This window comes from Pseudarthrobacter lactosi, from assembly GCF_055412785.1.
This window is the reverse complement of record NZ_JBVAYS010000006.1, coordinates 84,396-109,892: the sequence shown is the minus strand read 5'-3', so window position 1 is coordinate 109,892 and position 25,497 is coordinate 84,396. Positions and strand designations below refer to the sequence as shown.

The 25,497-nt window shown below is 65.8% G+C and carries 24 protein-coding genes; 10 read left to right on the top strand and 14 right to left on the bottom strand.

The features are described from left to right. Positions 1 to 49: 49 nt before the first annotated feature. The 3 genes from ACZY0Q_RS19585 to ACZY0Q_RS19575 all read right to left on the bottom strand — a co-directional run bounded on the left by ACZY0Q_RS19585 (position 50) and on the right by ACZY0Q_RS19575 (position 3,575). A complete protein-coding gene (locus ACZY0Q_RS19585; protein ID WP_463919346.1) occupies positions 50 to 1,597 on the bottom strand; it encodes an aldehyde dehydrogenase family protein in 1,548 nt (515 codons plus the stop codon). 40 nt (positions 1,598 to 1,637) lie between these two features. Beyond that, on the bottom strand, positions 1,638 to 2,549 hold the full coding sequence (locus ACZY0Q_RS19580) for an NAD(P)-dependent oxidoreductase (RefSeq protein WP_463919344.1): 912 nt from the start codon (positions 2,547 to 2,549) through the stop codon (positions 1,638 to 1,640). 126 nt (positions 2,550 to 2,675) lie between these two features. Then, positions 2,676 to 3,575, bottom strand: coding sequence for a MurR/RpiR family transcriptional regulator (locus tag ACZY0Q_RS19575; RefSeq protein ID WP_463919342.1), 900 nt, complete (start codon positions 3,573 to 3,575; stop codon positions 2,676 to 2,678). A 143-nt stretch (positions 3,576 to 3,718) separates the two neighbouring features. Here ACZY0Q_RS19575 and ACZY0Q_RS19570 point away from each other — a divergent pair, with 143 nt between their 5' ends. After that, positions 3,719 to 4,357 carry a GOLPH3/VPS74 family protein gene (locus tag ACZY0Q_RS19570; RefSeq protein ID WP_463919340.1) on the top strand — a complete coding sequence of 213 codons (639 nt, stop codon included), beginning with the start codon at positions 3,719 to 3,721 and terminating at the stop codon, positions 4,355 to 4,357. Between the two features lie 76 nt (positions 4,358 to 4,433). Here ACZY0Q_RS19570 and ACZY0Q_RS19565 read toward each other — a convergent pair whose 3' ends face one another. From ACZY0Q_RS19565 to ACZY0Q_RS19535, 7 genes are all read right to left on the bottom strand, one after another. Continuing rightward, the gene (locus ACZY0Q_RS19565; RefSeq protein ID WP_463919338.1) at positions 4,434 to 5,339 is read right to left on the bottom strand and encodes an alpha/beta fold hydrolase; all 906 of its coding nucleotides are present in this window, start codon (positions 5,337 to 5,339) and stop codon (positions 4,434 to 4,436) included. A 180-nt stretch (positions 5,340 to 5,519) separates the two neighbouring features. Continuing rightward, positions 5,520 to 5,831 (bottom strand): putative quinol monooxygenase, encoded by a 312-nt coding sequence (locus tag ACZY0Q_RS19560; protein WP_463919337.1) that lies wholly within the window; start codon positions 5,829 to 5,831, stop codon positions 5,520 to 5,522. Between the two features lie 43 nt (positions 5,832 to 5,874). Beyond that, the gene (locus ACZY0Q_RS19555; RefSeq protein ID WP_463919335.1) at positions 5,875 to 7,071 is read right to left on the bottom strand and encodes an ABC transporter ATP-binding protein; all 1,197 of its coding nucleotides are present in this window, start codon (positions 7,069 to 7,071) and stop codon (positions 5,875 to 5,877) included. 2 nt (positions 7,072 to 7,073) lie between these two features. Beyond that, entirely contained in the window at positions 7,074 to 7,967 is an 894-nt protein-coding gene (locus ACZY0Q_RS19550; RefSeq protein ID WP_463919333.1) for a carbohydrate ABC transporter permease, read from the bottom strand. Positions 7,968 to 7,972: 5 nt separating this feature from the next. Then, a complete protein-coding gene (locus ACZY0Q_RS19545; protein WP_463919331.1) occupies positions 7,973 to 8,920 on the bottom strand; it encodes a carbohydrate ABC transporter permease in 948 nt (315 codons plus the stop codon). Positions 8,921 to 8,946: 26 nt separating this feature from the next. Beyond that, complete coding sequence (locus ACZY0Q_RS19540) at positions 8,947 to 10,212, bottom strand: ABC transporter substrate-binding protein (RefSeq protein ID WP_463919330.1); 1,266 nt, start codon at positions 10,210 to 10,212, stop codon at positions 8,947 to 8,949. Beyond that, a complete protein-coding gene (locus ACZY0Q_RS19535) occupies positions 10,209 to 11,561 on the bottom strand; it encodes an NAD(P)H-dependent oxidoreductase (RefSeq protein WP_463919328.1) in 1,353 nt (450 codons plus the stop codon). Before ACZY0Q_RS19535 ends, ACZY0Q_RS19540 begins: the two co-directional genes overlap by 4 nt. A gap of 280 nt (positions 11,562 to 11,841) precedes the next feature. On the opposite strand from ACZY0Q_RS19535, the gene ACZY0Q_RS19530 reads away from it, so the two are divergent. From ACZY0Q_RS19530 to ACZY0Q_RS19520, 3 genes are all read left to right on the top strand, one after another. Beyond that, positions 11,842 to 12,870, top strand: coding sequence for a substrate-binding domain-containing protein (locus ACZY0Q_RS19530; protein WP_463919327.1), 1,029 nt, complete (start codon positions 11,842 to 11,844; stop codon positions 12,868 to 12,870). A gap of 143 nt (positions 12,871 to 13,013) precedes the next feature. Then, the gene (locus ACZY0Q_RS19525; RefSeq protein ID WP_463919325.1) at positions 13,014 to 13,916 is read left to right on the top strand and encodes an NAD(P)-dependent oxidoreductase; all 903 of its coding nucleotides are present in this window, start codon (positions 13,014 to 13,016) and stop codon (positions 13,914 to 13,916) included. Between the two features lie 127 nt (positions 13,917 to 14,043). Continuing rightward, positions 14,044 to 14,469 (top strand): ester cyclase, encoded by a 426-nt coding sequence (locus tag ACZY0Q_RS19520; protein WP_463919324.1) that lies wholly within the window; start codon positions 14,044 to 14,046, stop codon positions 14,467 to 14,469. Between the two features lie 19 nt (positions 14,470 to 14,488). On the opposite strand, the gene ACZY0Q_RS19515 is transcribed toward ACZY0Q_RS19520, so the two are convergent. Together ACZY0Q_RS19515 and ACZY0Q_RS19510 are read right to left on the bottom strand one after the other, a co-directional pair. Beyond that, entirely contained in the window at positions 14,489 to 16,363 is a 1,875-nt protein-coding gene (locus ACZY0Q_RS19515) for a Na+/H+ antiporter (RefSeq protein ID WP_463919322.1), read from the bottom strand. 141 nt (positions 16,364 to 16,504) lie between these two features. Next, positions 16,505 to 17,743, bottom strand: coding sequence for an NYN domain-containing protein (locus tag ACZY0Q_RS19510; RefSeq protein ID WP_463919320.1), 1,239 nt, complete (start codon positions 17,741 to 17,743; stop codon positions 16,505 to 16,507). A 222-nt stretch (positions 17,744 to 17,965) separates the two neighbouring features. On the opposite strand from ACZY0Q_RS19510, the gene ACZY0Q_RS19505 reads away from it, so the two are divergent. The 4 genes from ACZY0Q_RS19505 to ACZY0Q_RS19490 are packed head-to-tail and all read left to right on the top strand — an operon-like array spanning position 17,966 to position 22,724. Further along, complete coding sequence (locus ACZY0Q_RS19505) at positions 17,966 to 19,441, top strand: GntP family permease (RefSeq protein ID WP_463919319.1); 1,476 nt, start codon at positions 17,966 to 17,968, stop codon at positions 19,439 to 19,441. 57 nt (positions 19,442 to 19,498) lie between these two features. Continuing rightward, positions 19,499 to 20,749, top strand: coding sequence for a CaiB/BaiF CoA transferase family protein (locus ACZY0Q_RS19500; RefSeq protein WP_463919317.1), 1,251 nt, complete (start codon positions 19,499 to 19,501; stop codon positions 20,747 to 20,749). After that, positions 20,746 to 21,732 (top strand): beta/alpha barrel domain-containing protein, encoded by a 987-nt coding sequence (locus ACZY0Q_RS19495; RefSeq protein ID WP_463919315.1) that lies wholly within the window; start codon positions 20,746 to 20,748, stop codon positions 21,730 to 21,732. Before ACZY0Q_RS19500 ends, ACZY0Q_RS19495 begins: the two co-directional genes overlap by 4 nt. A gap of 2 nt (positions 21,733 to 21,734) precedes the next feature. Then, positions 21,735 to 22,724 carry a 2-hydroxyacid dehydrogenase gene (locus ACZY0Q_RS19490; RefSeq protein WP_463919313.1) on the top strand — a complete coding sequence of 330 codons (990 nt, stop codon included), beginning with the start codon at positions 21,735 to 21,737 and terminating at the stop codon, positions 22,722 to 22,724. A gap of 152 nt (positions 22,725 to 22,876) precedes the next feature. On the opposite strand, the gene ACZY0Q_RS19485 is transcribed toward ACZY0Q_RS19490, so the two are convergent. Further along, positions 22,877 to 23,668 (bottom strand): IclR family transcriptional regulator, encoded by a 792-nt coding sequence (locus ACZY0Q_RS19485; protein ID WP_463919312.1) that lies wholly within the window; start codon positions 23,666 to 23,668, stop codon positions 22,877 to 22,879. Between the two features lie 424 nt (positions 23,669 to 24,092). Between ACZY0Q_RS19485 and ACZY0Q_RS19480 the strand changes: the two genes are divergently transcribed. Next, positions 24,093 to 24,227 carry a hypothetical protein gene (locus ACZY0Q_RS19480; RefSeq protein ID WP_463919310.1) on the top strand — a complete coding sequence of 45 codons (135 nt, stop codon included), beginning with the start codon at positions 24,093 to 24,095 and terminating at the stop codon, positions 24,225 to 24,227. A gap of 99 nt (positions 24,228 to 24,326) precedes the next feature. Further along, positions 24,327 to 24,671 carry a DUF3846 domain-containing protein gene (locus ACZY0Q_RS19475; RefSeq protein WP_463919308.1) on the top strand — a complete coding sequence of 115 codons (345 nt, stop codon included), beginning with the start codon at positions 24,327 to 24,329 and terminating at the stop codon, positions 24,669 to 24,671. A 96-nt stretch (positions 24,672 to 24,767) separates the two neighbouring features. Here the strand turns inward: ACZY0Q_RS19475 and ACZY0Q_RS19470 are convergent, their stop codons facing one another. Next, positions 24,768 to 25,496, bottom strand: a complete 729-nt coding sequence (locus ACZY0Q_RS19470) for an amino acid ABC transporter ATP-binding protein (protein WP_256471159.1) — start codon at positions 25,494 to 25,496, stop codon at positions 24,768 to 24,770. Between the last annotated feature and the right edge of the window lies 1 nt (position 25,497).

The window sequence follows — 25,497 nt, the reverse complement described above, 5'->3', positions numbered from 1 at the left end:
CCTGCCTGTTTCAGTTGGACGCACGGGGAGGACGCCGTAGTAGGACGCTTCAGTAGGACAGCGATGGGAACGGGGAGCCTGCCGCGCGGGTGGGCACCCAGATGGCCTTCGTCTGCGTGTACTCGTCCAGGACGCCGGGGCCGGAGGAACGGCCGTGGCCCGAATCGCCGAAGCCGCCGAACGGGACCGCCACGTGGATGGTTTTGTAGGAGTTGATCCAGAACGTGCCGGCCTTCACCTCGCGGGCAATGTGGTGGGCCCGGGAGACGTCAGAGGTCCACACGGCGCCGGCCAAGCCGAAGTTGGTGTTGTTGGCGCGGGCGATTGCCTCGGCCTCCGTGTTGAACGCGTCCGCGCCCACCACGGGGCCGAAGACCTCCGTGGTTTCGAGGCGGTTTGACGGCGTGACGCCGTCCAGCAGGGTGGGCATAACCCAGTGCCCGCCGGCCAGGGCGGACCCGGCCAGCGCAGCCGGAAGCGTGGCACCCGTGACCCGGCGGCCGCCGTCGTGCATTCCGGCCTCGATCAGCGTGTTGACCGTGGCGAACTGCTGGGCGGTGATGATAGGGCCCACCTCGGTGTCCGCGCTCAGCGGGTCGCCGACCCGCAGCCGTGCGGCCTTCGCGGCGACCATTTCGACGAACTGCGCGTGCACGCTGCGCTCCACCAGGAGCCGTGATCCGGCGACGCAGGACTGCCCGGCACCGGAGAAGATCGCCGAGATGGCGCCGTCCGCGGCACGGTCCAGGTCGGCGTCGGCGAACACGATGTTGGCGCTCTTGCCGCCGAGCTCCAGCAGGGCGGGGATCCCGGCCTGCGCGGCCGCGACGGCCACCCGGCGGCCGGTGGGGACCGAGCCGATGAAGCTGACTTTGCCGACGCGGCGGTCGGTGGTGAGGGCGGCGCCCACGCTCTGGCCCAGCCCTGCCGCGATGTTGAAGACGCCGGCGGGCAGACCCGCTTCGTGGGCGAGCTGGGCGAGCCGGACCGAGGAGGCCGGGGTGAATTCGCTGGGCTTGATGATCACGGCGTTGCCGGCGGCCAGCGGGGCGGCGGAGTTCCAGCCGGCCGTGAACAGGGGAGCGTTCCACGGGGTAATGGCGACAACGACACCCCACGGGACACGCTCGGTGTAGGTGTGCCAGTTGCCGGGTACGGGGATGGTCTGGCCGGTCAGCTTGTCCGCCCAGCCGGAGTAGTAGCCGAACATTTCGGCCACCTTGGCGGCTTCGACGCGGGCGTCGCGGATGGGCTTTCCCGTAGTGGCCGACTCGAGGATGGCGAGTTCCTCACCGTGCGCCTCGACGACGCGGCTGACGTTGCGGAGGATCGCTGCCCGTTCGAACCCGTTCAGCGCGGCCCAGACCGCCGCGCCCGCCGTCGAGCTTTCCAGGATGGCGTTGGCACCCTCGGCGCCGGGGTCGGCGTAGGTGGCAAAGGCTTCGCCGGTGGCGGCCGCGGTGAGGGTGATGTTCTCGCCGCTGCCGGTGACTACTTTTCCGTCAACGAACGCGCCGAGGCCGGTGGGGAAGGCTGCGTCCAGGACGGCCCGGGCGGTGGCTGCCGAGGAGGAGGTGGGTGCTGTGGTGACGCTCAATGTGGTGGTCCTTTGAGGCTGGGGGCTGGGGAGTTGTTGCTTAGGCGGCAGGGGTGCTGCCGGGTGCGCCGGCGGGGGTGATGGCCGGGGCGACGGTCCTGGCGATTTCGGTGAAGTCGGCGCGTGGGCCGAGGGCGGCCAGGGCGTCCTGCCACTGGCCGGCGACGGCGGCGAGCAGGGCCGGTTTTTCGCCGATCTGTGCGGCGACTTCCACGGCGAGGGCGGCATCGCGTGCCATCAGGCCCAGCGAGAAGCCTGAATCATGGGTGCCGCTAAGGACCCAGTTGGGATACATGTTGGCGGAGACTTTGCTGCCGCCGGAGGCTTCGCTGATGCTGGTTGCGGCCGTGGCAGGATCGATGCCGTAGGCCTTCGCGACGCCGAGGGCCTCGCCCACGGAGACCAGGTTGGCTGCGGCCAGGACGTTGTTGAGGAGCTTGACCACGTTGCCGCTGCCGGGGCCGCCGATGTGGCTGAACTTGCCGCCGGTGAGGGCGAGCAGGACGGGCTCGGCAGCTGCGAGGGCGGCGGCGGTTGCGCCGACGAAGGCGCTCAGGGATCCGGTTGCGGCGCCGTCGCGGCCGCCGGAGACCGGCGCGTCCACGAAGGCCGCCCCCTGGGCTTCCGCCAGCTCTGCCATGTGCTTGCTGGTGGCCGGTTCGGAGGTGGTGGTGTCGACGATCGCGACGGTTCCCGGTGCTGCCAGGAGCTGGGGCACGGTGGTTTCCACGATGCTGGCCGCGGGCAGGGAGAGGACCGCGTAGGGGGTTCCGGCGACGTCCGCCAGGTTCGCGGTGGTGGCGATTCCTGCTTCGGAAGCGGCGGCCCGGGCGGCGTCTGACGGGTCGAAACCGGTGACGTCCCAGCCGGCGCGGTGGAGGGTGGCGGCCATCGCCCCGCCCATGGCGCCGAGGCCGATGACGGCGATCCGGCGGTCGGTGTTGGTGTTCATGAAACTGCTCCTGGAGTCTGCGGGGGATAGGTGGAGGAGGAAGGGGCCCAACGCGGGGTCACTTTTGACCGAATGAGGGCCCATTATTGGGCGGTAAGTGACCCCGCGTTGGGCTGGGGAAGAGGGTCAGTCGAGGTAGATGTCGAGGTCTTTCCAGAGCTGCTGGGTGCGGCGGATGGCGGTGCGGCTGCGCTCGGGGTGCGCCGCCTCCATGCCCGCGAGCAGGCCGTAGACCAGGGAGTTCGCGCCGGTGACGGACTGGAAGAAGGAGATCCCTTCCGAGGCCACCACCAGGAGGTGGTCCGCCGCCGCTGCCAGCCGGCCGCGGCGCATATCGCTGATGGCGATGACTGTGGCGCCCGCCTGCTTGGCGGCTTCGGCGGTGACAATGATCTGCCGGATGGAACGCCACATGTTGATGACCACCAGGACATCCCCGGGCCCGAGGGTGTTGGTGCTGGAGGCGAGATGGACGCCGCCGCGGTTCTCCAGGGTGATGGGGTAGCCCATCGTGGAGCCCAGGTGCGCCATCACGCTGGCGGGGCCGGCAAACGAGCCAAGCCCGACGACGGTGATGGACCTCGCGGCGGCCATGGCGGCAATGGCGGCCTCGGCGTCGTCGGCTGTGTTGGAGTCCAGCGTCAGGCGCAGGTTCTCGATGTCGTGGTTGATCGCGTCGTGCAGGGGGCTGCGGTGTTCGCCGTGCTCGGTCAGGGTGTCCTCGGTGGAGATCATCACGAGGTACCGGGAGCGGAGTTCGCGCTGTAGGTCGGGCCAGCCGCGGTAGCCCAGATGCTGGGCGGCGCGGACCACCGTGGAGTTGTTGACGTCGGCGCGCTGGGCAATTTCGGCGATGTCGGCGTAGGACGAAAGCTGCGGATTGCGGCCGATCACATCCACCACCCGGCTCTGGGCCTTGGACAGCGGAACGTCGGGGAACACGTCCCCGAGCCAGGCGTGCGTAAGGTTTCCGGCGCTGCTGTCGCCTGCCGCGCCGGCTTCAAGATCGACCGCGTTGGTGTTCAAACCGGACCTCTTCTGTAACGTGCATCACTCTGCAATGCTGATTGCATCAAATGTACTCTGCAATTTGGTTTGCGACCAGTGATTTCCGTTTCCGGTTTGTAAATTTCGTTGTAGTGCGTGCCCGTCGGGTCCACCATGATCCTATGAACGCTGAAATGCCCAAGGCGGACGAGCTGAACCTCCCCCAGGCCCTGCTCCTTCTGGCCACCAATGACAAGGACGGCGAGTCAGACGTGCCGCCCGCCGTGCTCAAGGCAGCATTGGCTGGTGCGACCCTGGCCGAGCTGGACCTGCTCGGTGCAATCGAGCTGCAGGGGAAGCACGTCGTGGCAACCGGCGCCACCCCGCACACGGACTTCCAGCACCAGCTGGAAATCATCCGGGACAGGCCGGGGTTGCATACTCCCAAGAAGTGCGTTTCCATGCTGGCGAGCCGCGCTGAGTTGCACCGTGTCTATGAGGGAATGGCCTCGCTGGGCATCGTGGACCACGTGGGCGAGAGGCACCTTGGCCTGTTCAGGACCACACGCTACCCCGAGAAGGACCACGCTCCGGAGGCGGCGCTGCTGAAAGGGGTCGAGGCCGCGCTCAGGGGTGGAGCCTCCGACCCGCGTACCACCGCCCTCACCGCGCTGCTCTACTCGGCGGAGCTGCTCGGGAAAATCTTCCCGGCAGTGGATCAGGGCCACGCGAGGGAACTGGCGAACGGCTATTGGCCGTCCCGAGCGGTGGCCGACGAGCTCCGCATGATCAGGCTGGCGGAGGCAGAAGCCGCAACGTAGGAACGCGGACGACGGCGGGAGGTCCCGCCGTCGTCCGCGTCTCCGGTGGCGCCGCCCGGCACCCTGGTGCTGAGTTTCACCGTGACCACAGCTCCGTCAGCAGTTGCTGCACCTGCTCCGGCTGCTCGACGTTGGCGAAGTGGCCGCAACGGGGGATGGTCACGGTCCGGGCGTTCGGAACTGTGGCGGCCAGGCGGTCCAGGTCGGCAAGGGACGTGAACACGTCAGTGTCCCCGCGGGTCGCCAGGACGGGGCAGCGGATGCCGCGCCACTGGTCAAAGTCGTAGTGCGCCATGGCCCGTGCAGCCGCGGCGAAGCTGGCCGGACGGGCGTCACTGCTGAGCCCGCGGATCACCGCCGCGGATATGCCCGCGGGCTCTGCGAAGAACGGTGACATCAACAGCCCCATCAGCGGTGTGGCTCCAACGGCGTGGGCCAGTGCCGTCCCTGCCGGACCGAGGGCAGCCAGTGAGCGCATCAGCAGCCTCATGCCGACAAACGACGGGAACCGGGGCAAGGTGCGCAGTGGCTCGCGGACGGCCTCAGCAACGCCGAAAGTGGTGGCCGAAATGGCGGCGACGCTGGCGGTCCGCTCCGGCCACGCCGCCGCAATGTGCAACGCCAGGAATCCTCCCATGGAGTGGCCCACGAGGTGCCACCGAGGGTAGCCGAGCACGTTCAGCACCTCGTTGACAGCGTGTGCCATCGCCTGGATGCTGAAGTGTTCCAGCCGGGCACCCTGGGTGGATTCGCCCCAGCCCGGCAGATCAATCAGGACACGGTCGCGGGGCGATGCTGCGGACAGCAGCGGCTCAAAAGTGGTCCAGGATCCCGCGGCGCCGTGAAGGTACACCTCCGGTGTAACGAAGACCGGAAACGCGGTACCGTGCTGGACCCGCACAATGCACGGGCCCAGCCCGGTGGGAACGATGTGCCGCCGCAGCGTGGCCGCCCACGCCGCGGATTCCTGCCGAACGCTCATGCCCGCCTTCCACTGGGGATCTCTGCTAACGCTGTTGATCTCTACCAGGTTTTCGGAGCCGTGGCGTGATTGGACCGGACCGGAGGTGCGGAGCACGGCTGCCGGGGTTAGGCGCCAAACGGAAGCGGACGACGGCGGGAGGTTCCGCCGTCGTCCGCTTCTTGCCGGTATCGGTACTGCTTAGAGTGCGCCTTGGTGGGCGGTCCCGGCGGCGATCGGAACCAGACGGGTGACCTCCACGGGTTCCGCCAGGAGCCCCACGAGCGAAGCGTTGAGCCGCTTGACGGGATCCCCCGCGCCGTGGGCGTCGAGCAGCTCGGCGCTTTCCCATTTTTCAATCATCATGATCTGGCCATTGGGTGATTCATGGATGGCGTACAGCAGGCAGCCCGGTTCTTCGTGCACCTCGGCAATGGCTGGCGAGAGTGCGGCCACCACCTGGTCGTAGGTGCCGTCCTTGGGGGTGAATGCTGCGGTGACAATGATGGTCATGGTGTTTTTCCTTGTTGCTGAGATGGGATCAGGGCGGCGCAGGTCAGCCACGCGCTGGCAGCATCCCGGCGTCTGATGCCTGGTGGGATGACGCCAGGTTCGCGCCGGTCCCGCTGTCGAAGTAGCTGGCCATTCTGGCCTCGAGGGCTATGGTGCACGGATCTCCGGCCATCAGGCGGGTTTGCCCCGTCTGACGGATCCAGATGAGGTCGTCCTGGTTGAGCTCCCACATTTTCAGGCCGAGCGCCGGGTCGGGCTGGACTCCGATCAGGGTGTCCGCGCCGAGGTCTTCGATGCGCCGGACGGTACCCGCCAGGCCCGGGCCGTCGACGTCGGGCGAGACGGTGAGGTGCTCCGGTCGCAGGCCCAGGGTCACAGCGCCGGTACCGAGCCGGAGCCCTTCGGGTGCCGGGAGCCGCATTCCGCCGAGTGAGGGCTGCCCGTCAGCGACGTCAGCGCTCATGAGGTTCATGGGCGGGCTGCCGATGAAGCGGGCCACGTACGTGTTGGCGGGCCGGGTGTAGATCTCCTGCGGTGTGGCGTGCTGCTGCACGATGCCGTTGTGGAGAATGACGATCTGCGTGGCCATGGTCATGGCCTCAACCTGGTCGTGCGTGACGTAGACGAACGTCTTCCCGGTCAGCCTGTGGAGCCGGACGATTTCACCCCGGAGCTCGGCGCGGAGCTTGGCGTCGAGGTTGGACAGCGGCTCGTCGAGCAGGAACATGGAAGGGTTCCGGATCAGGGCGCGGGCCAGGGCAACACGCTGGCGCTGGCCGCCGGAGAGCCCGCCTGGTTTGCGGTTGGCGTAGTCGTCCAGTTCCAGCATTGACGTGACATCCGCGACCTGCTTGACGATGTCCTTGGACGCTCCGAAGACGCGGCGTGCGATGGTGCTGACGCCGGGGATGTGATGCCAGGCCTTGAACTTGTCCAGGGCCAGCGGGAAGGCAATGTTTTCGCGGACTGTCAGGTGCGGGTAGAGCGCATAGGACTGGAACACGAAGGCGATGTCGCGCTCGCGGGGGCTTTGGCGGTTCACGCGGAGGTTGTCGAAGATGACGTCGCCCGCGCTGGCATCGGTGAGCCCCGCAATAATGCGGAGCAGCGTCGATTTTCCGGATCCCGATGCGCCCAGCAGGACCAGGAATTCTCCGTTGTCCACCTCGGCGCTGAAGTCGTGGATGACCTGCGTGTCCCCGAAGCGCTTGCTGATGTTGCGTAGTGAGAGCTTTGCCATGATCAACCTTTGACTGAGCCGGCCGTGAGGCCCGAGACGATGCGACGCTGGACAAGGAGGAAGAAAATCAACGCCGGGAGGGTGAACAGCAGTGCCGCGGCCATGACCGAGTTCAGGGAGGTCAGGTACTGGCCCACGAAGGAAGCCAGGCCCACGGACGCCGGCCAGAGGTCGCGTTCGGCGATGAACGTCTTGGCCAGGAGGAACTCGTTCCACCCGTCGAAGAAGTTGATGACGGCGGCCGCGGCGATGCTGGGAAGAATCAGTGGCGTGAGGACCAGCGACAGGATGGTGACGCGGGGGCACCCGTCAACGGCGGCGGCCTCTTCGATTTCGTACGGGATCGCATCGATGGCTCCCTTGATGATCCAGACGCTCACCGGCATGGTGAAGGCAACGTTGGCCAGGATCAGGCCGCCCATTCCGTTGAGCAGGCCCAGCGACGCGAAGAGGGCGTAGATGGGGACTACCAGCAGTGCCTCGGGCAGCATCTGGGTGGCGAAGAGCAGGAACCCTGCGGCGCCCTTGCCATAGAACTTGAACCTGGAGAGTGCATAACCGGCCAATACCGCGAAGACCAGGGAGAGCAGGGTGGTTCCGCCGGCGATGACCATGGAATTGGTCAGCCATTTGAAGATGGGGACACTGCCGATCACGTCGCCGAGGTCTGCGAGCCGTTCCCAGTGCGGCCACCAGCCTTGGGCCTGGCCGTACAGTTCGGAGTCCTGGCTGAGTGCCGTGTTCAGCATCCAGTAGAGCGGAAAACCCGAGAACAGAACCAGGGCGGCCAGCATGACGTAGCGGGCGGGCTTGCTGAAGTTTCGCGTGCCCGGGGCCTTCAGCCGCCACTTGTGCGGGGATGCCTGGGGGACTGGTGATGCTTCTTTCGTAGTCATTTTCCCTACGCCTCCTTTACGGCGGTGCGCCGTTCCATCATGAAGTAGACAACGGTGACGAGCAGGGACAGGACCAAACCGAGGGCGCCGATTGCTGCCGCGCGGCCCAGTTCCTGGTTGCTGAAGGCCTGCCGGTAGACGTTGACCACGAGGGTGTTGGTGCTGTCCACAGGGCCGCCTCCGGTCAGGAGGTAGATGATCTCGAAGCGCCGGATCGACCAGATGGTCATCAGGAGCGTGACTACCCTGACGGTGGGGGCGATGTGTGGCCAGGTGACGGCCTTGAATGTTTCCAGGGCCCCGGCACCGTCCATGCGGGTGGCTTCATAGAGTTCGCTCGGGATCGACTGCAGTGACGCGAGCACCACGAGCATAACGAGGGGCATGACCTTCCAGACGGAGGCCAGGACCACGGCGGCCATGCCGAATTTCGGATCCACGAGCCAGCCCTGCTGGCCGATCCCGAGCACTCCGACGACCTCGTTCAGGACGCCGTCGGACCGGTTGAAGATCCAGCTGAAGATCAGGGCGGTGGCCACCGTGGGAACCGCCCAGGGCAGCGTGATGATGGCCCGGACGATGGTGCGGCCCTTGAAAGCCCGGTTCAGGAGGAGCGCTGATCCTGCGCCGATAACGACGGCGAACGTGACGGTCGCGGCCGTGTACAGGATGGTGGCGCCGAGCGAATTGTAGAACTGCGGGCTGCTGAGCAGCCGGGAGTAGTTCTCCAGCCCGACGCCGGTTCCGCCGTCGGGCCTGACGAGCGGGGTCTTGGTGAAGCTGAGCTGGATGCCCTGCACGACGGGGATGATCATAAAGACGAGCAGGTAGATGACTGCCGGACCGATGTAGATGTACGGCGAGATCTTCTGCCACATGTGGTGCCTCGACGGGGCATCCCGTATCTGGGTCGGTGCCACGGCGGGTGGGGAGATCGAAGTTCGGAGCGTCATTGCCCGGGTCCTTTGCTTTGGTTCACTCAGCCGAGAAGCTGAGTTACTTGTTTCTGTGCGGTGGACAGCGCCGCCGCGGCGTCACCACCGTCTACGAGGTAGCGTTCCACCTGCGTCATGACTTCGCGCATGATGGCTTTGGTCTGGGCCTCGTAGCCCTTGATGAGCGGGCTCCTCGACTCCGAGGCCAGGTCGATGAACGATTTCGCCCACGGGTTGGCTGCGGCATAGTCGGGGGCCAGCGGCACATCGGTGGCCAGCGTGGAGGGGCCCATGGCCTTCCGGAGCGCCGCCTGGCCTGCGTCGGAGCCCACCCAGCCGACAAAGTCGACGGCCAGGTTCTTGTTCTTGCTGTATCCGTTGACCGCCAGCACGATTTCCTGGTGCGCGGACGGCTGGGGCAGCGGGATGCGCTCGGCGAATCCGATATCGGCTGAGGTCAGCGCCTTGGAGGACCGCAGGATACCGGCCACCGTGGAGGAAACGTCGATCATCATGCCGAGGCGGCCTTCGCGGAACTTCGTGCGCATCGTGGACGCGTCGTCGCCGATGGGCATCGCACCCGAACGGTAGATTTCGCCGAAGGCCTCGACGCCCGCGATGTTCTGTGCGGAGTCGATCGTGGGGCGGGAGCCGTCCGACCAGGATCCGCCGTGCCCGTAGGTCCACACGTCGAAGTCCATGAACCAGGAATCGAATTCCGTCATCTGGTGGCGGACGCCGAACCCGTCCAGGCCGGTGGCGGAACGGATCTTGGTAGCTGCCGAGATCAGGTCCGCGACGTTTTCCGGCGGGGTGACGTTGGCCTTCTCCAGGATGCCGCGGTTCCAGAAGAAGTTCCAGTTCAGCCGTTCCCAGGTGATTCCGTACTGCACGCCGTTGACGAGGCCGGACTTGTTGGTGTGGTTGAACGGGTTGCCCTTGTGATCGGAAAGGACCGAGGTCAGCGGGGCCAGGATGCCGGCGTCGGCCAGCGGGTAGAAGTTGACGTCCTGGACCACGAAGACGTCCGGCCCGCCCTTGCCGCCGAGCTCGGTGTTGAGCTTGTCAGCGAAGGAAAGGAACGGCGTGGTGCTTTGGGCCAGGCTCGCGGACGGGTTGGCTTCCTTGTAGGCCTGGATCGCCTGCCACATGGCCTCGCCGCGGCCGGGCTCGAGCCACTGCCAGCTGCCAAACTTCAGAGTGCCTCCGGCCGAGGCGGCACGGTTGGGGTCAATTCCCGGGGTGGCCCCGCAGCCGGCGAGCAACATGCTCGCCGCCGCGGCGCCCAGGAAAGTGCGGCGATCGATCATGTCGCGGGCACCACGTCGAGTGCGAGGGCCTCCGTCTCGCGCCGCAGCTTCAGGGCTTCTTCCAGGGACGTGTCGATTTCGACATCGTCCCAGCGCACGATGCCGCCCTCAGGCACGTCGTTGACAAGCTTGACGTGGTGGGCCATGGCGACAGGAAGGGCGCCGTCGCGGACGGACTTTTCGGCTGAGATCAGTTTGCCCCAGACGGTGAAGCCACCCTCGCCGTCGAGGATTTCCCCGGCGTGAAGATCCTTCTTGGCGCAGGCGACGACGTCGGCGTAGAAGCCTTCCGGGGCGCCGGTGGCCACGCCGCGCAATACTGCGTTGGCGATGGAGACGTTGAGCTCCAGGCCGACGTAGTGGTACGGGCGGTAGAGGGCGGCGTACTGGCCGGTGGGATCCGGGTGCCAGGGGTATTCCTGGAAGCAGCCGGAGACGTACTTGTTGGTGGCCTTCACGACGACGAAAACGCCTTCCTGGGTGTTGTGAGGGATCCAGTCGCCGTCACGTGTCACGCTGGACATAACGTCGACGCTTCCGATATTACTCAGCACACCGCCGTCGGCCGAGGGCCGGCAGATCGTGGCGATCTCTTCCACGTTCCCTGGGGTGAACGTCAGTCCTTCGTCGGAGGGACGAAGGCCCGCCGCGTTGGCCACGGCCGCCATCTCGATCGCAGCTTTTGTGCCGTCACGGAAGGAGGTGTGCATGTTGGGGTTGAGCTGGCCGGAGTCTGTCAGTTCCTTCGAGAATTCCCAGTTTTCCCACACATTGTCCGGGTTCATCTGGTGGTAATGGGGGAGGTACTTGGCACCCTTGCCGGCGCAGACGACGTCGAAACCGGAGGTCCGCGCCCAGTCGACAAGTTCCCAGATCAGCGCGGGTTGATCGCCGTAGGCCAGTGAATAGACGACGCCGGCCTCCTGGGCCCGCTTGGCCAGGGCCGGGCCGGCCAGGGCATCGGCTTCAACGGTCACCATGATGATGTGCTTGCCGGTTTCGATGGCCCGCAGTGCGTGGTTGATGCCAACGATCGGGTTGCCGGTGGCCTCCACGATGACGTCCAGATCGGCGTCGAACAGGGCTGATGCATCGGTCACGACGGTGGTGGCCCTCGTAGCAAGTGCGGTCTCGATGTCCTCAGCGAAGGCTTCCTCGGGCCACTCGACCAGCTTCAGCGCGCCCTTGGCGCGCTCGGCGTTGATATCGGCAATGGCTACCACGTGGATGCCGGGGATGTTGCGGGCCTGGGCCAGGTACATGGTGCCGTAACGGCCGGCGCCGATCAGTCCCACGCGGATCGGGGCGCCCTCGGCCTCACGCTGGGTCAGAAGTTTGTGCAGGTTCATAACTACCTTTCAAAGGGGTGCGGCTCTATCCCGTGTGGATGGCCGGCGGAAAGCATTGGGTCCGCCGCAGCGTTGCGGTGAAACGATGCTCGGGTGGCTGGCTGGGGTGTGCTGGCTGAAATCCGGGCGGTGCTGCGGTGGACAAACCGGCTCCGAAGTAAACATAATGGAACCGGTTACACTTTTATGTCACACCTGCTCGACGAGGTCAATACCCTAGTCTGAAAAAGTTCCTGCCGGAGGTTCCGGAAGGGCCGCAGCAGCCGATCAAGGAGTACACGTGCAGAAGCAGCCGACCATTCGCGATGTTGCCGCCGCCGCGGGGGTGTCTGTCGCCGTCGTCTCCCGGGTCCTCAATCCGGGCTCCGGCCCCGTGGCAGCGGCAACCCGGGGTCGGGTGAGCGAGGTGATGGAAACCCTGGGCTACCACCCCCGAACCGCAGCCAGAGAGCTGAAGCACGGACCGCCCACCACACTGGGCCTGCTCCTGGCCGACGTCTCCAACCCCTTCTTTGCCCGGCTGGCAGACCAGGTGGTGCAGGAGGCTCACTCCCGCGGGATCCAGGTGCTTCTGATGACAACGCAGGAGGACGACCAGCTCGAGTCGGAGCGTCTTTCCACGCTCATCGAGCGCAGGGTCAGCGGGATCATCGCCACTCCCACGGGGAACAACCTGGAAATCTGGAAAAAGCTCCAGGACATGGGGACCGATGTGGTTTTTGTTGACCGCTCTATCCCGGCGCTGCCGGCGGTGGACGTCGTAACCATCAACAACATCGAGTCGGCGCGGTCGGCCACAGCCTTGATGGCAGCCTACGGGCATCGCCGCATTGCGATAGTCTCGGGCCCCGCGTCATCAACAACCGGGCGCGACCGGATCGCAGGCTACCGCGAAGCCCTGGAAGCGGCCGGACTGGAGCAGGATGATGTCCTGATCCGCTCCACGCCCTTCCGGGGAGCCGCCGGCGGCGATGCCATGACGGCGTTGCTCAACCTGGAGGATCCGCCCACCGCAGTTGTGGTGGCCAATACCGCCCAGGTGACAGCCGTACTCCGGCGCCTTGCGCATGCCGGGGTGTCAATTCCGGAAGACCTGTCGGTCATCGTGTTTGAGGATTCCCCGTGGACCGAACTTATGACGCCGCCGCTGACGATTGTCCGGCAGCCCATCGATCTGCTGGCCCGGCACTCCGTACAGCTGGCACTGTCCAACGCCAACGGGAACAGCGCCGGAAAGCCGACAGTGATCCGTGTGGACGCGGAACTCCTTGAACGGTCCAGCGTGGCGCGGCCGAAAGCTCGCTCCTAGATTTCCAAGAGTCCAACCCTGGCCTCCGGCTGGTGGTGGGGCGCATCTGCCGGCCCCTGATTTACACGCGACCGCCCGCGTGGTACAAAAGTGTACCGGTTCCACTATAGTTTCACGCCGCTTCAAAACCATAAGGACTGACCATGATCGACGCCCCGCGACCCTCGCTCGCCCTGTTGGGGCTCGGCCCCATGGGCGGTCCCATGGCCCGCAAGCTTCTGGACCTGCACGGCGATCTCACCGTCTGGAACCGGACAGCCGCGAAAACGGAACCCCTGGTGGCGCTGGGTGCACGCGCCGCAACATCACCGGCTGACGCTGCGTCCGACGTCGTACTCACTGTCTTGCCGGATCTGGAACAGGTAGAATCGCTCCTGCCCGGACCGGCGGGCCTGCTGTCCGGCTGGGCGGCAAAAGGCATCGTGCGTCCGGTCCTCGTGGTTCACGGGACGGTGTCGCCGACCGCCGTCGCAGCCTTTGCCGAGCGGATGCTCCGTGAACACGGGGTCACGGTCCTTGATGCGCCGGTCAGCGGCGGCACCGTCGGTGCGGAGAACGGAACCCTCAGCATCATGGTCGGTGGGGACCGGGACGCAGTGAACTCGGTGGAGCCCGTCCTAGGGGCCATAGGCACGACCGTCCGGTATATGGGTCCGAGCGGCTCGGGGGCACTCGCCAAGGCATGCAACCAGATCGTTGTGGCCGCCACTGTGACCGCAGTTTCGGAAGCCATGCTCCTGGCCCGAAGCGGAGGTCTCGATCTGGCGGTCATGCTCGAGCTGCTGCAAGGCGGATTGGCCGATTCCGCCGTCCTCCGGCAGAAGGGCCAGCGGTGGATCAGCAACGACTTCGACGGCGGCGGCAGCGCCAAGAACCAGCTCAAAGACCTCGGATTCATCCAGGATGCGGCATCTGCCGGGGGCCTTGAACTGCCGCTCAGCCGAACCGTGACGGAGCTGTTCGACGAGATGGTGGCCCAAGGCGACGGCGCCCTGGACCACACTGGAATCCACCGCACTCTGGCGTTCGGCTCGAAACGGCACTGAAGCTCTGCCGTCGTGACCTACCAAGGCCGGCCCAGCGGGCTTAGACTGGCCTCCCACCGGACGCTTGATTGCCCGCAAAGATGAGCCGGTCCGAGTACGTACTCCGTGTACAAATGGAAGGACGGCCGTGGAATCCGAGGACAACAAAACGCTCGTGCGGCGCTTCTACGCCGAGATAGACGCCGGGAATATCGATGCGATGGATGATCTGGTGGCTGAAGACTACCTAGACCATAATCCGCCATTTCCCGGGCTCCCGGCCGGACGGGAAGGCCTGAAACAGGCCTTCCGCATATTCTGGACGGCCACGCCGGGCACCCACGAGATTCAGGACCAGGTCGCCGAAGGGGACAAGGTGGTCACCAGGCTGACGGCGACCGGTCACCATGAGGGTGAACTCCCCGGACCGCTGCCTCCCACAGGCGCCGAACTCCGGGAGACCGCAGTGGCGATCCACCGGGTCCACAACGGAAAGATCGTCGAGCACTGGTCGGACCGCGACGATCTCGGCCTGATGCGCCAGCTCGGTGTGATCCAGATGCCCGAAGGTTAGCCCCGGGGACCTCCCGCCATCACCCCAGCAGGTCGTCCTGGTAGCACCAGCGCCAGTCTTCTCCCGGTTCGATGCTCCGCATGACCGCGTGCCCGGTCCGTTCGAAGTGCCTGGAAGCGTGGGTACCGGGCGAGGAATCACAGCACCCCACTTTGCCGCAGCCCAGGCACATTCGCAGATGCACCGTCGTCGTGCCTTCCTGGAGGCAATCCGCGCAGCGGGCGTTGCGGGGCACCGCCAGGGACCGGGCCGATTCGAGATGGCCGCACACCCCGCCCGGCCTCGCGATCCCTTCCCCGCCGCCCTCGCCGGAAGTGTCCACCTCGTCCAAAGCCACGTCCAGCATGGATTCTTCAACGTCCAGCCGTTCGAGGACATCGCTGAGGACCTCCTGGGCATACTCGCCGCCGCGCCGCAGCTCCAGCACCTTGGCCCGTTCCGCTTCCAGCATGGCAAGCCGCAGCCGGGCATAACGCTCGCTGGGGGTGGCTGTTTCCGCCGACGGCCGGCCCAGCCGTTCCCAGGCAGCCAACCCGCGCTCCTGGGTGCGCCGTTTCAGCATGGCTACGACCTCCGGCGGATCGTCCTCTGTGCGCAGTTCGTCCAGGCGGGCAACGCCGGCAGCCGTGGCCCGTTGCATCAGCGAAGCCTGGTTCAGCGCGTCCTCGCGCTGATCCGGTCCCTGTACCCGCAGGAGCCGGACCAGCGCTGGAAGCGTGAAACCCTGCAGCGTCAGCGTGCCGCCCACCACCACCAAGGCAGCCAGAATCAGCACCGAACGGTGTTCCAGATCAGCGGGCAGCACCAGCACCGCGGCCAGGGTGACCACCCCTCGCATCCCGGCCCAGGAGACAATCGCCGGGAACTGCCATGGCGGCGCCGGGTCGTTCCGCTGAACGGAAGGAATCAGCCGGGGCAGGTAAGTCGCCGGGAACACCCACACCGGCCGGAGCACCAGCACCGCCAGCAGGATCACAGCGCAGCCGGCCCAGATCCGACCCGCGCCAAGGGAGTCGTCCTGGACGCCCTCGATGATGGTCCGCACCTGCAGCCCGATCAGCAGGAACACCGCGTTTTCGAGAAGGAACTGCACCGTGTTCCAGTTGCTGCGCTGGCTCAGCCGGGCCGCGCCGTTGGGCATGGATGGCGCCTTGGTGCCCATCACCAGCCCGGTAACGACGACGGCGAGGACGCCGGACGCGTGCATCGCTTCCGCGGGAAGGTACGCGACGAACGGGGCCATCAGCGAGGTCGAGGTGTTGATCGCCACGTTCCGGATCCGCTTGCGGAGCGCGGTCAGCACGTAGGCGGCGGCCATGCCCACCACCAGCCCACCGCCGGCCGCGACAAGAAAGTCGCCGGCGATTCCCGCTGCGGACACGGACCCCGAGATGGCGGCGATGGCGGCGCGGAGGCAGATCAGCGCGGTGGCGTCGTTGACCAGGGATTCACCCTCAAGGATGGTGACAATCCTGCGCGGCATCCCCACCTTCCGTGCGATGGCGGTGGCGGCCACGGCATCCGGCGGCGCCAGGACTGCGCCGAGGGCGATAGCTGCGGCCAGCGGGATCTCGGGGAACAGCCACCAGACTACAAAGCCCACTGTGATGGTTCCGAAAATGACATAGCCCACGGAGAGCAGCCCGATGGCGCGCCGGTTGGAGCCGAAGTCGAAGAGCGACGTCCGCAACGCCGCGGCGTACAGAAGTGGCGGAAGGAGGCCCACGAGGACCAGTTCGGGGTTCAGCTCAATATGCGGAACGAAGGGGAGGAAGGAACCGAGGACTCCGGCCAGCACCAGGACCAGCGGAACCGAAATATCAAGCTTCCGGCCCAGGGCGCTCCCGGCGCACACCACCGAAACAAGAACCAGAAGTCCCAGCGCGATCTCCATTGGGCCATTCTGTCAGGCTGCAGGCGGCGGTGCCGGGGTCAACCTGGCAACTTCGGTGCCTCAACCTGAAAACGACGACGGCGGGAGGTCCCGCCGTCGTCCGCTTCCTCCGCTTCCTCCGTTGTTCAGTTGTTCAGTTGTTCACGCGTCCAGCAGTCCGCCGCTGGCCCAGCGGCGTACGGCGAGCTTCTCGGCGGCGTCGAACTCCAGGAGCGCCACCCGGCAGAGTTCCTCCACGTTTGCGGTCCAGGCTGCGGCCAGGCCTTCCGCCGTCGCCTCGTCGGTGAGCGGAAAGTTGACGTAGGCCAGGCCTTGAAGGACAAAGCTCACGGCGTTGCGGGACACCGGCTGGTCCGCGCTGACGCAGTCGTCCCGCACCTGCCGGGACAGTTCGGTGCGGTTGAGCGGATGCTCGCGGAGCCTGGCTGCCATGGCCTGGAACATCTGCCGGAACTGGGCTGCGGACAGTGCCGGCACATCGGTGACCCTGCTGACCTGCTCCTCGATGCCGGGCTGGAGGTCGGCGGGCGCAGGCAGATCCTCGTTCGAGAACCGCTTCGCGTCCCACACCCAGCCGCCTTCTGCCGGGGAGTATTCGACGCCCTGGCCGATCTGGGACACCCAGGTCCCGAACTTTCCCCAGCCGCCCCAGTCTGTTTTCAGGGACGGCTCTGCCGTGAGTGCCCGGTGGGCCACCATCGCGCCGTTCACCGGTCCCGGTGCGGCGCGGACAAACCCGAGGACCTCACGGATGGCAGGCGAGGCCTTGGCTTTGGACTTCGCCTTCGCTGTGACCGGGGCATCCGGCTGTTTCCCGGATGCCACCGCATGGACCGGCTCCACCGTGGAGCCGTTGAGAATGGCGACGAAGTCGTGGGACTCCACCACGTGATCCGCCATCTCGCGGTAGGCGAAAGCCACGGCGCCGGCCGCGATGACCGTGGTCATCCGGTCAGCGGCCCGGAACCGCTGGATCAGGGACGTGAAATCGGCATCGGCCGAGGCGATGAAAAACTCTTCGATGCCCACGTTGCCGGACAGCGCGTCCATGGCGTCAAGCACCAGGTTGATGTCCGTGCTGCTCTTGCCGCGCTGCGTCAGCGACGGGCAGTCGATCACGCGGAAGCCGGCGCGGGTCCAGTAGGTCCGGTACTTCGAGTACACCACCGGGTTCAGGTAGCAGTTGCGGATCAGGAACCTGCGGGCGTCCTCGCCGGACCCGCCTGCTGACAACGCGTCGGCCCAGTGCTTCGGGTCTTCGGCAAAGCGCTTCGCCGCCAGCGGGTCCAGTGCCTGCAGGCCGGTGAAGACGTTGTCGAAGTCAACAAACATCGCAGCTCGGATGCCTGGCCTGCGGGACGGTGGGAGGGCCTCATTCATTGGCTCAGTTTGGCAGTATCGGCGCCAACTGGCGACCGTTCCGGCTGCGCCACGCCACGCTTGTTGACCGGCTGGACCGGGGTCATCCGGAAACAAAATTCATAAAATGTCTTGCATTGTGAGCCGCATCCCATAATATGGGTTTAGAGATGTGGCCTTCCTCACGGTGCACATCTGTTCCCAAGCCTTCAACGTGGAAGGCCAAACGATCGGATTCCCCCAATGTCAGACATAGCTGTCCTGATCAATACGGCCGTGGCGGTCCTAGCCGCCGTGGTCCTCATTGTCCGTTTTAGAGTCAATCCCGTCATCGCCCTGGTCATCGGGTCGGTGTACCTGGGCCTCGCCGCCGGATTCGGCGTCGAAAAAACCGTCAAGACCATCACCTCCGGTTTCGGCGAAATCATGGTGGACGTGGGCCTGCTGATCGCCTTCGGCGTGCTGATGGGTTCCATCCTCAACCAGAGCGGCGCCATCCGCCGCCTCGTGGAGCACCTGCTGGACACGTTCGGCCCCAAGCGCCTGCCGTACACCATGGGCCTGGCCATCGGCACGGTCCTGCAGTCCATCTTCCTGGACGTGCTGCTCGTCATCTCCGCCCCCTTGGCCCGCAAGCTGGCGCCGAAGATCGGCAAGCTGGGCACCGCCCGGATGGCAACCGCCATGGCCATCGCCCTCGAATGCGGCATCGTCTTTACCGTTCCCGGCGTCGCGTCCCTCGCCCTGGCCGGCCTCCTGAACGTCCCCCTCGGCAAGATGCTGCTGTTCGGCCTCCTCCTGGTGGTCCCCACCATCATCATTTCCATCGCCATCATGACGTTCCTCTTCCGCCGCGGCTTCTGGAACGAAGCCAAGGACGAGGACCACACGTTCGTTGAGGAGGAGGACCGCGAGGGGGAGGAAGAGTACGACGGCGGCACTCGCCCAGCGGCCGGCCAGCCTCAGGGGAGCGGGCCGGGTTCCGGCGGGCCGGGTTCCGTCGGGTCGGGTTCCGGCGCTGCGGGCGCCCAGCCGGGCCGGGGAACCGTTGCGGTGGCCGAACGCGAACGGAAGGAAGCGCCGCTGATCCTGCTTTTCGCCCCGCTCCTGACCTCACTGCTCCTTATCGGTGCCGGCGCGATCCTGCAGATCCTGAACATCGAGATGCCCTGGCTCCAGCTTCTCGGCGAGCCCGTCATCGCCCTGCTCATCGGCCTGATCGGCACCTGCCTGGTCGCCCGCTCCGCCATCGGCCAGGACCGCGTGGAACAGGCCATCACCGTGGGCTTCAAGGAAAGCGGACAGATCCTCATCCTCACCGGCGTCGGCGGGTCCCTTGCCGCAACCGTCGCCGCGGCGGGCCTCGGCGACATCCTGGGCGGCTTCTTCTCAGCGAGCACGGTGGCCCCGCTGCTCGTGGTCTGGGCCATTGCCGCGGTGCTGCACATCGCCGTCGGCTCCGTGACGCTGTCCGCCATCACCGCGGCCGGACTGCTGGCCCCGATTGCCCCGGCCATCGGGCTGGACCCCGTGCTCCTGGCCCTTTCCGCCGGCGCCGGATCCCTCTTCATGGTCCACGTCACCAGCAACACGTTCTGGCTCCTGCAGTCCCTGCTGGGGCAGAGTGTGAGGGGCGCCCTGAAATCCGTCACTGTCGGAGTCTCGGTGGCCTCCGTGGTCGCTATGCTCCTGATCCTGCCTATGAGCCTGCTGCTCTGACCGGACCCTGCCCACCCGCCAGTCCGTCCAGGCACACGCCAACGAAAGAAGAATGACATGACACAGACACCCATCGCGCCCCTGGCAGGAGTACGGGTCTTGGAGCTCGGGAACTACATCGCCGCTCCCACCGCCGGCAGGCTGCTTGCCGATTTCGGTGCCGAAGTTATCAAGGTTGAACGGCCCGGAACCGGAGATGAGCTGCGCAACTGGCGCCTGCACAAGGGCGATACCTCCATGCTGTACCGGACCATCAACCGCAACAAGAAGTCAGTGGTGCTGGACCTCAGGACCGAGGCCGGCAAAAAGGCCGTTCTCGCGCTCGTGGCAAAGTCGGACATCCTGCTGGAAAACTTCCGTCCGGGCACGCTGGAAAGGTGGGGCCTCGGCCCCGAGGTGCTCAACGACGCCAACCCGGACCTCATCATCACCCGCATCTCCGCCTTCGGGCAGACGGGTCCATTGTCCGAACGCCCCGGCTTCGCCGCCGTCGCCGAAGCCTACGGCGGGTTCCGAAACCTGGTGGGGGACCCGGACCGCCCGCCGGTCCGCGTGGGCGTCTCCATCGGAGACTCGATCGCCGGCCTCTACGCCGCCTTCGGCTCCATGATGAGCCTGTACCAACGGGAAGCACGACGCCGGGACGCGTCTGGCGCTGTGCCGCTCACCGAGCGGATCATCGACGTTGCCCTCAACGAGGCGATGTTCTCCATGATGGAATCGCTCATTCCGGACTACCAGGCCTACGGCGTGGACCGGCAGCGCGTGGGCGGCCGGATGGAAGGGATCGCACCCTCCAATGCGTACATGTGCAAGGACGGCGCCAGCATCGTGGTGGCCGGCAACGGAGACTCGATCTACCAGCGGTACATGGACACCATTGGCCGCCCCGACCTGGCGGCAGACCCGTCGCTGCAGACCAACGCCGGACGCTGGGAGCGGCGCGAAGAACTGGACCAGGCCATCGCGGCGTGGACCGGGGAACTGGACGCCGCAGACGCCCTCGCAGCCCTGGATGACGCCGGCGTTCCGGCCGGTCCCATCTACACCGCGGCGGACATCAGCACCGACAGCCAGTACGCGGCCCGGAACATGATCCAGAAGTTCGATGTCTCCACCGGGGACGAGATCCTGCCCGGCGTGGGCTTCCCCGGCATCGTCCCGGTCATCGGGGACCAGTCCCTGCCCATCCGGAACCTTGGCCCGGACCTGGGCGAGAACACCAACGAAATCCTCGGCGGGCTCCTCAATATGGACCCTGCAGAGATCAGTGCGGCCGCCGGCCGCGAGGAGGCACTCCAGCCATGAACCAACTCCAAAACAGCCTCGCTGCAACGCTCGGCAACGCCACCCTCAGGGACGTGACCCTCCGGGACGGGCTGCAGCTGACCGGGAAACTGCTCTCCACCGAGCGGAAAGTCGAAACGGTCCGGGAACTGCTGCGCCTGGGCGTGCCCGCCATCGAGCTGGGCTCCATGGCCCGCGCGGACCTCGTCCCCACCATGGCCAACACGCTGGAAGTGGTCCAGGCCCTCACCACGGAGGAACTGGAAAAGTGCTGGATCTGGGTAGCCACTCCCGGCCACGTGGCCAAGGCCTCGGCGGCGGGCGCGCGGAACTTCCAGTACTGCCTGTCGGCTTCGGATTCGCACAACAAGGCGAACATCGGCCGCACCACCGACGAAAGCCTGGCAGCCCTGCCCGAGGCGATCAAGTACGCCCAGGCGGTCAACGGGCAGATCCAGCTCTGCATCGCGACGTCGTTCACCTGCCCGTTCGAAGGCTACATTCCGGAGGAACGCATCCTGTCCATCGCCAACGATCCCCGTGCCGAGGGCACTACCGACATCGTCATCTGCGACACCCTCGGGCAGGCCATCCCCGCCCAGGTCGCCGGGCTGATCACCCGCGTCCGGGAAGAATCCCCGGCCCGGAGGATCGTCTATCACGGCCACGACACCTGGGGCCTTGGAGTAGCCAACACCCTCGCCGCCATCCAGGCCGGCGCAGCCATGGTGGACGGCGCACTCGGCGGCCTCGGCGGGTGCCCCTTCGCCCCGGGCGCCAGCGGCAACACCTCCAGCGAAGACATCCTGTTCGCCACCCGCCCGGAGTGGCTGACGACCGGCACCTTCGCGGACCTCGTGGTCCTGTCCGAGAAGCTGCTCGCCGAACTGGGCGAACTCAACCGCTCCAAAGCCGCCCAGGGAGCCCGGTCCAAAGCCGAAGCCTTCGACTGGGTACTGCCCTCAGCCAGCGCAGCTGCGTCCGGCGCCGCGGGAGGCCACTGATAATGGGCAACAGCTTCCTGGTGACCACCGCGATCCCGGATCCCGGCCTTCAACTGCTGTCCGACGCCGGCCGCGTAACCGTGCTGCCCGAACCGCCGGACTACCGGACGTTGTCGGCGCTGTGCGCCTCGGGGGAGTACGACGTTGTTTTAACCCAGCTGCGCGACGTCGTTGATGCACCCCTCCTGGCTGATGCCCGCCTGAAGGGCGTCTCCAACTACGCGGTCGGCTACAACAACATCGACATCGACGCCGCCACCAGGCACGGCATCCTGGTGGGCAACACGCCAGGGGTCCTGACGGACGCGACGGCGGACATCGCCATGCTGCTCATCCTCGGCGCAGCCCGCCGCGTGGTGGAGGCAGACCGGCTGGTCCGGGATGGAAAATTCCTCGGCTGGGAACCGGAGCTGCTGCTGGGCCGGGATGTCTCCGGGGCCGTGCTGGGCCTGGCCGGGTTCGGACGGATCGCCCGCGCCACCGCCCGCCGTGCGCTGGGGTTTGGCATGGAAGTGGTCTTCTCGCCGCGGCCGCCGGGAGACCGTCCCGTCAGCGACGAGGAACTCGGCGAGTTCGCCGGCAAGGTGCGGCAAGTGCCATGGACTGAGCTCGTGGAACGCAGCGACTTCCTGTCCCTGCATGTTCCGCTGAACGATCAGACCCGGCACCTCGTGGACGCCGGAGTGCTGGCGCGGATGAAGCCGGATGCCATCCTCATCAACACCGCACGGGGGCCGGTGGTGGATGAGTCGGCCCTGGTGGAGGCCCTCCGCACCGGCGTGATTGCCGGCGCAGGGCTGGACGTGTTCGAGGACGAACCACGTCTGGCAGCGGGACTCGCCGAACTGCCCAACACCGTGCTGCTGCCGCACGTCGGCAGCGCCACCGTCCGCGTCCGCAGTGAAATGGCCCGGCTGAGCGCGCTCAATGCCATCGCCATCGCCGAGGGCCGGTTGCCGCTCCATGCTGTCAACACCATCGTCAGGGCATAACGATCCTTGTTGCCCCGGTCAGCTTCAAGGGGACGCAGCCGGGTTCGACGCGCTGCTCACGTCTGCTGACGCCGTCGTGGTCGGCGAGGGCCGCGATGTGGGCTGCCGGACAGGCGATTGCTGCCCTGTAGCCCGGGGTCTTCTGCAGGGGCCTAAGCCTCGCCAGGAAACCGGCCACCGATCATTCTGGTCATGTTTTCTGCTGTGTTGAGCAGTGGTTCCACCCATTCCTGGCAGGTCTCCAGCGGCATCCGGAGGGTGGGCCCGCTGATGGTCACAGCCCCCACCAGTCCGGCCGCAGAATCGAAGACCGGGGCGGAAAGGCCGGACGCGCCGTCTTCACGTTCGCCCACGGTGATCGCAAACCCGTCCCTGCGGGTCTGTTTGACCGCCACCACCAGGTCCTCGGTGGTGGTGATGGTGGATTCGGTGATTGGTGTCAGGGGATCGTGCAGCACGGCGTCCATGAGTTCCGGATCCCACGCCAGCAGGACCCGCCCGGCCGAACCTGCATGCAACGGGGCAATCTTGCCCAGGTGCATCTCGCGGCGCAGCGCATGGCGGGTTTCCGCCATGGCCACGCACACGCGGTTGTGCTGCTCCGATTTGAAGAAACACGTGGTCTCACCCGTGGCGTCCCGCAAGGTCTTGAGCAACGGACTGAGGATGTCCACAACTTCCATGCCGCGGGTTGCCGGGGCGGCCCAGAAGGCCATGCGCATGCCGATGCGGTAGGCATCGTCCTCGCGGTCAAGGAATCCCTGCGAGGTCAGGTTCGTGACCAGCCGCTGCACCGTGGACGTGGGCATTCCCGTGTGCTCGCGGATATCGCTCAGCGACAAAACCGGCCTGGAGAGGGAGAACGCATCGAGGATCGAGGTGATCTTTCCCAGGACGAGCAAGGGGTTGCTGCTGGACTTCGCAGAGGCATCGGACGCTGACATGGAACTCACGCTAGACGGTGGCCGCATCCGAATCCACTCGCCCCTCCGCAGGGGGCAGCTGGCGGGTGTCGCGTAGCCCGCGTTTACAAATCCCTGCCGGGCGACGGTTGCGCACTTTCCGACGCTAAATTTCTCCAGCAGCGATTAATGTTCTGCGTCGGATTAGGAAATGTGCATTCCCCGCGCGAGGCCTCTGCGCGTTTATACAGTGAAACCCTGCACGGCCCGCATAAAAAGGTCGATTCTCGGCCAAGTGTGGAAATCTGCATTTCGCAACGAGTTTTAGTCCGGGAATCCGAAAAGCTGTGACGGCCGCCTGGAGCCCTCCCCTAGAGCCTTGTGATGCTTTTTCTGGAAACTGGCAATAAAAATATAAGTGTGTATGGTATCGGGTAGACCCAAAGAATAGAAAGGTGTGATTCCAATGTCAGGAAAATCGCCCAAGAGCGTCAGCGCCAAAAAAGCAGGAAAGTCAATTCTCGAAAAGAGAGCCGACAAAAAAGCTAAAAACGAAACCAGTGAAACTCTGTTCGCAAAGCCGCGCAAAAACCAGCGCTAAATAAACTGCGGGCAGCCGAATGTGAGACTCCTAGCCCCGTTCGGCTGCCCGCCATCACTGGGACCCCACGCCATTCGTTTCAGTTGCAAGGACAACACCATGAACACCACTTACAACGCCCTGATCGTCCCGGCGCACCTCGCCCAACCGGTGCGCATCGAAACCGTGGACACGGTCATGGGAGCCCTGCAGAAACTGGTTGCAGGAAACGTCGAATCCATCACCAGCAGGGACTGGCATGTCTACCTGAACGACGAGGGAAACCGCCTCCCCCAGAACGCGCGGGCCGAAGTGCTCATCCGCGAAGCAGGCGTCTATCTCGACGACACCCTCAACGGGACGGCAGTGTTCCTCGGGAACGGACGCCGCGGGGATGAATCCGATGCACCCGGGCACCTCATCCGGCTAGCCGAGCAGCTTTTCGACGTGCCGCTGGCGGCCTGACCACCGCAGTGATGTGGCACCACGAATTGCGCGGCACCCAACACAAGCGGACGACGGCGGGGTCCCCCGCCGTCGTCCGCTCACTGCCTGTCTCCGTTACAGAACCTTGCTGAGGAACCCCTGAGTTCTGGCGTTCCGCGGCGAGGAGAAGATCTCATCCGGGGAGCCTTCCTCGACGATCAGTCCCTGGTCCATAAAAAGCACGCGGTCGGCCACTTCCCGGGCGAAGCCCATTTCGTGGGTGACCACAACCATGGTCATGCCTTCATTGGCCAGGTCCTTCATGACGGTGAGCACTTCGCCGACAATTTCCGGGTCGAGGGCTGAGGTGGGCTCGTCAAAGAGCATGATCTTTGGATCCATGGCCAGCGCGCGTGCTATGGCCACACGCTGCATCTGACCGCCGGACAGGCTCCCCGGGAAGGCCTCCATCTTTTCGGCCAGTCCTACCTTTGCCAGCAGCATTTCGGCTTTGGCACGGGCTTCGTCCTTGTTGACCTTGGCCACCTTGAGCGGGGCCAGCATAACGTTGTCGATGACCTTCAGGTGCGGGAACAGGTTGAAATGCTGGAAGACCATACCCGCTTCCTGTCGGACCAGGTTGATGTTCGTTTTCGAATCGTCCAGCCGGTGCTTGTTGATCACGATGCTGCCGGACGTGATCGATTCCAGGCCGTTCATGCACCTCAGGAACGTGCTCTTGCCTGAACCCGAGGGGCCGATGACGCACACCACCTCACGCTCACGGATGTGGCAGTCAACGCCTTTGAGGACATGGTTCGGGCCGAATTTCTTATTCAAATTCTCAACAAAAATCACAGTCATA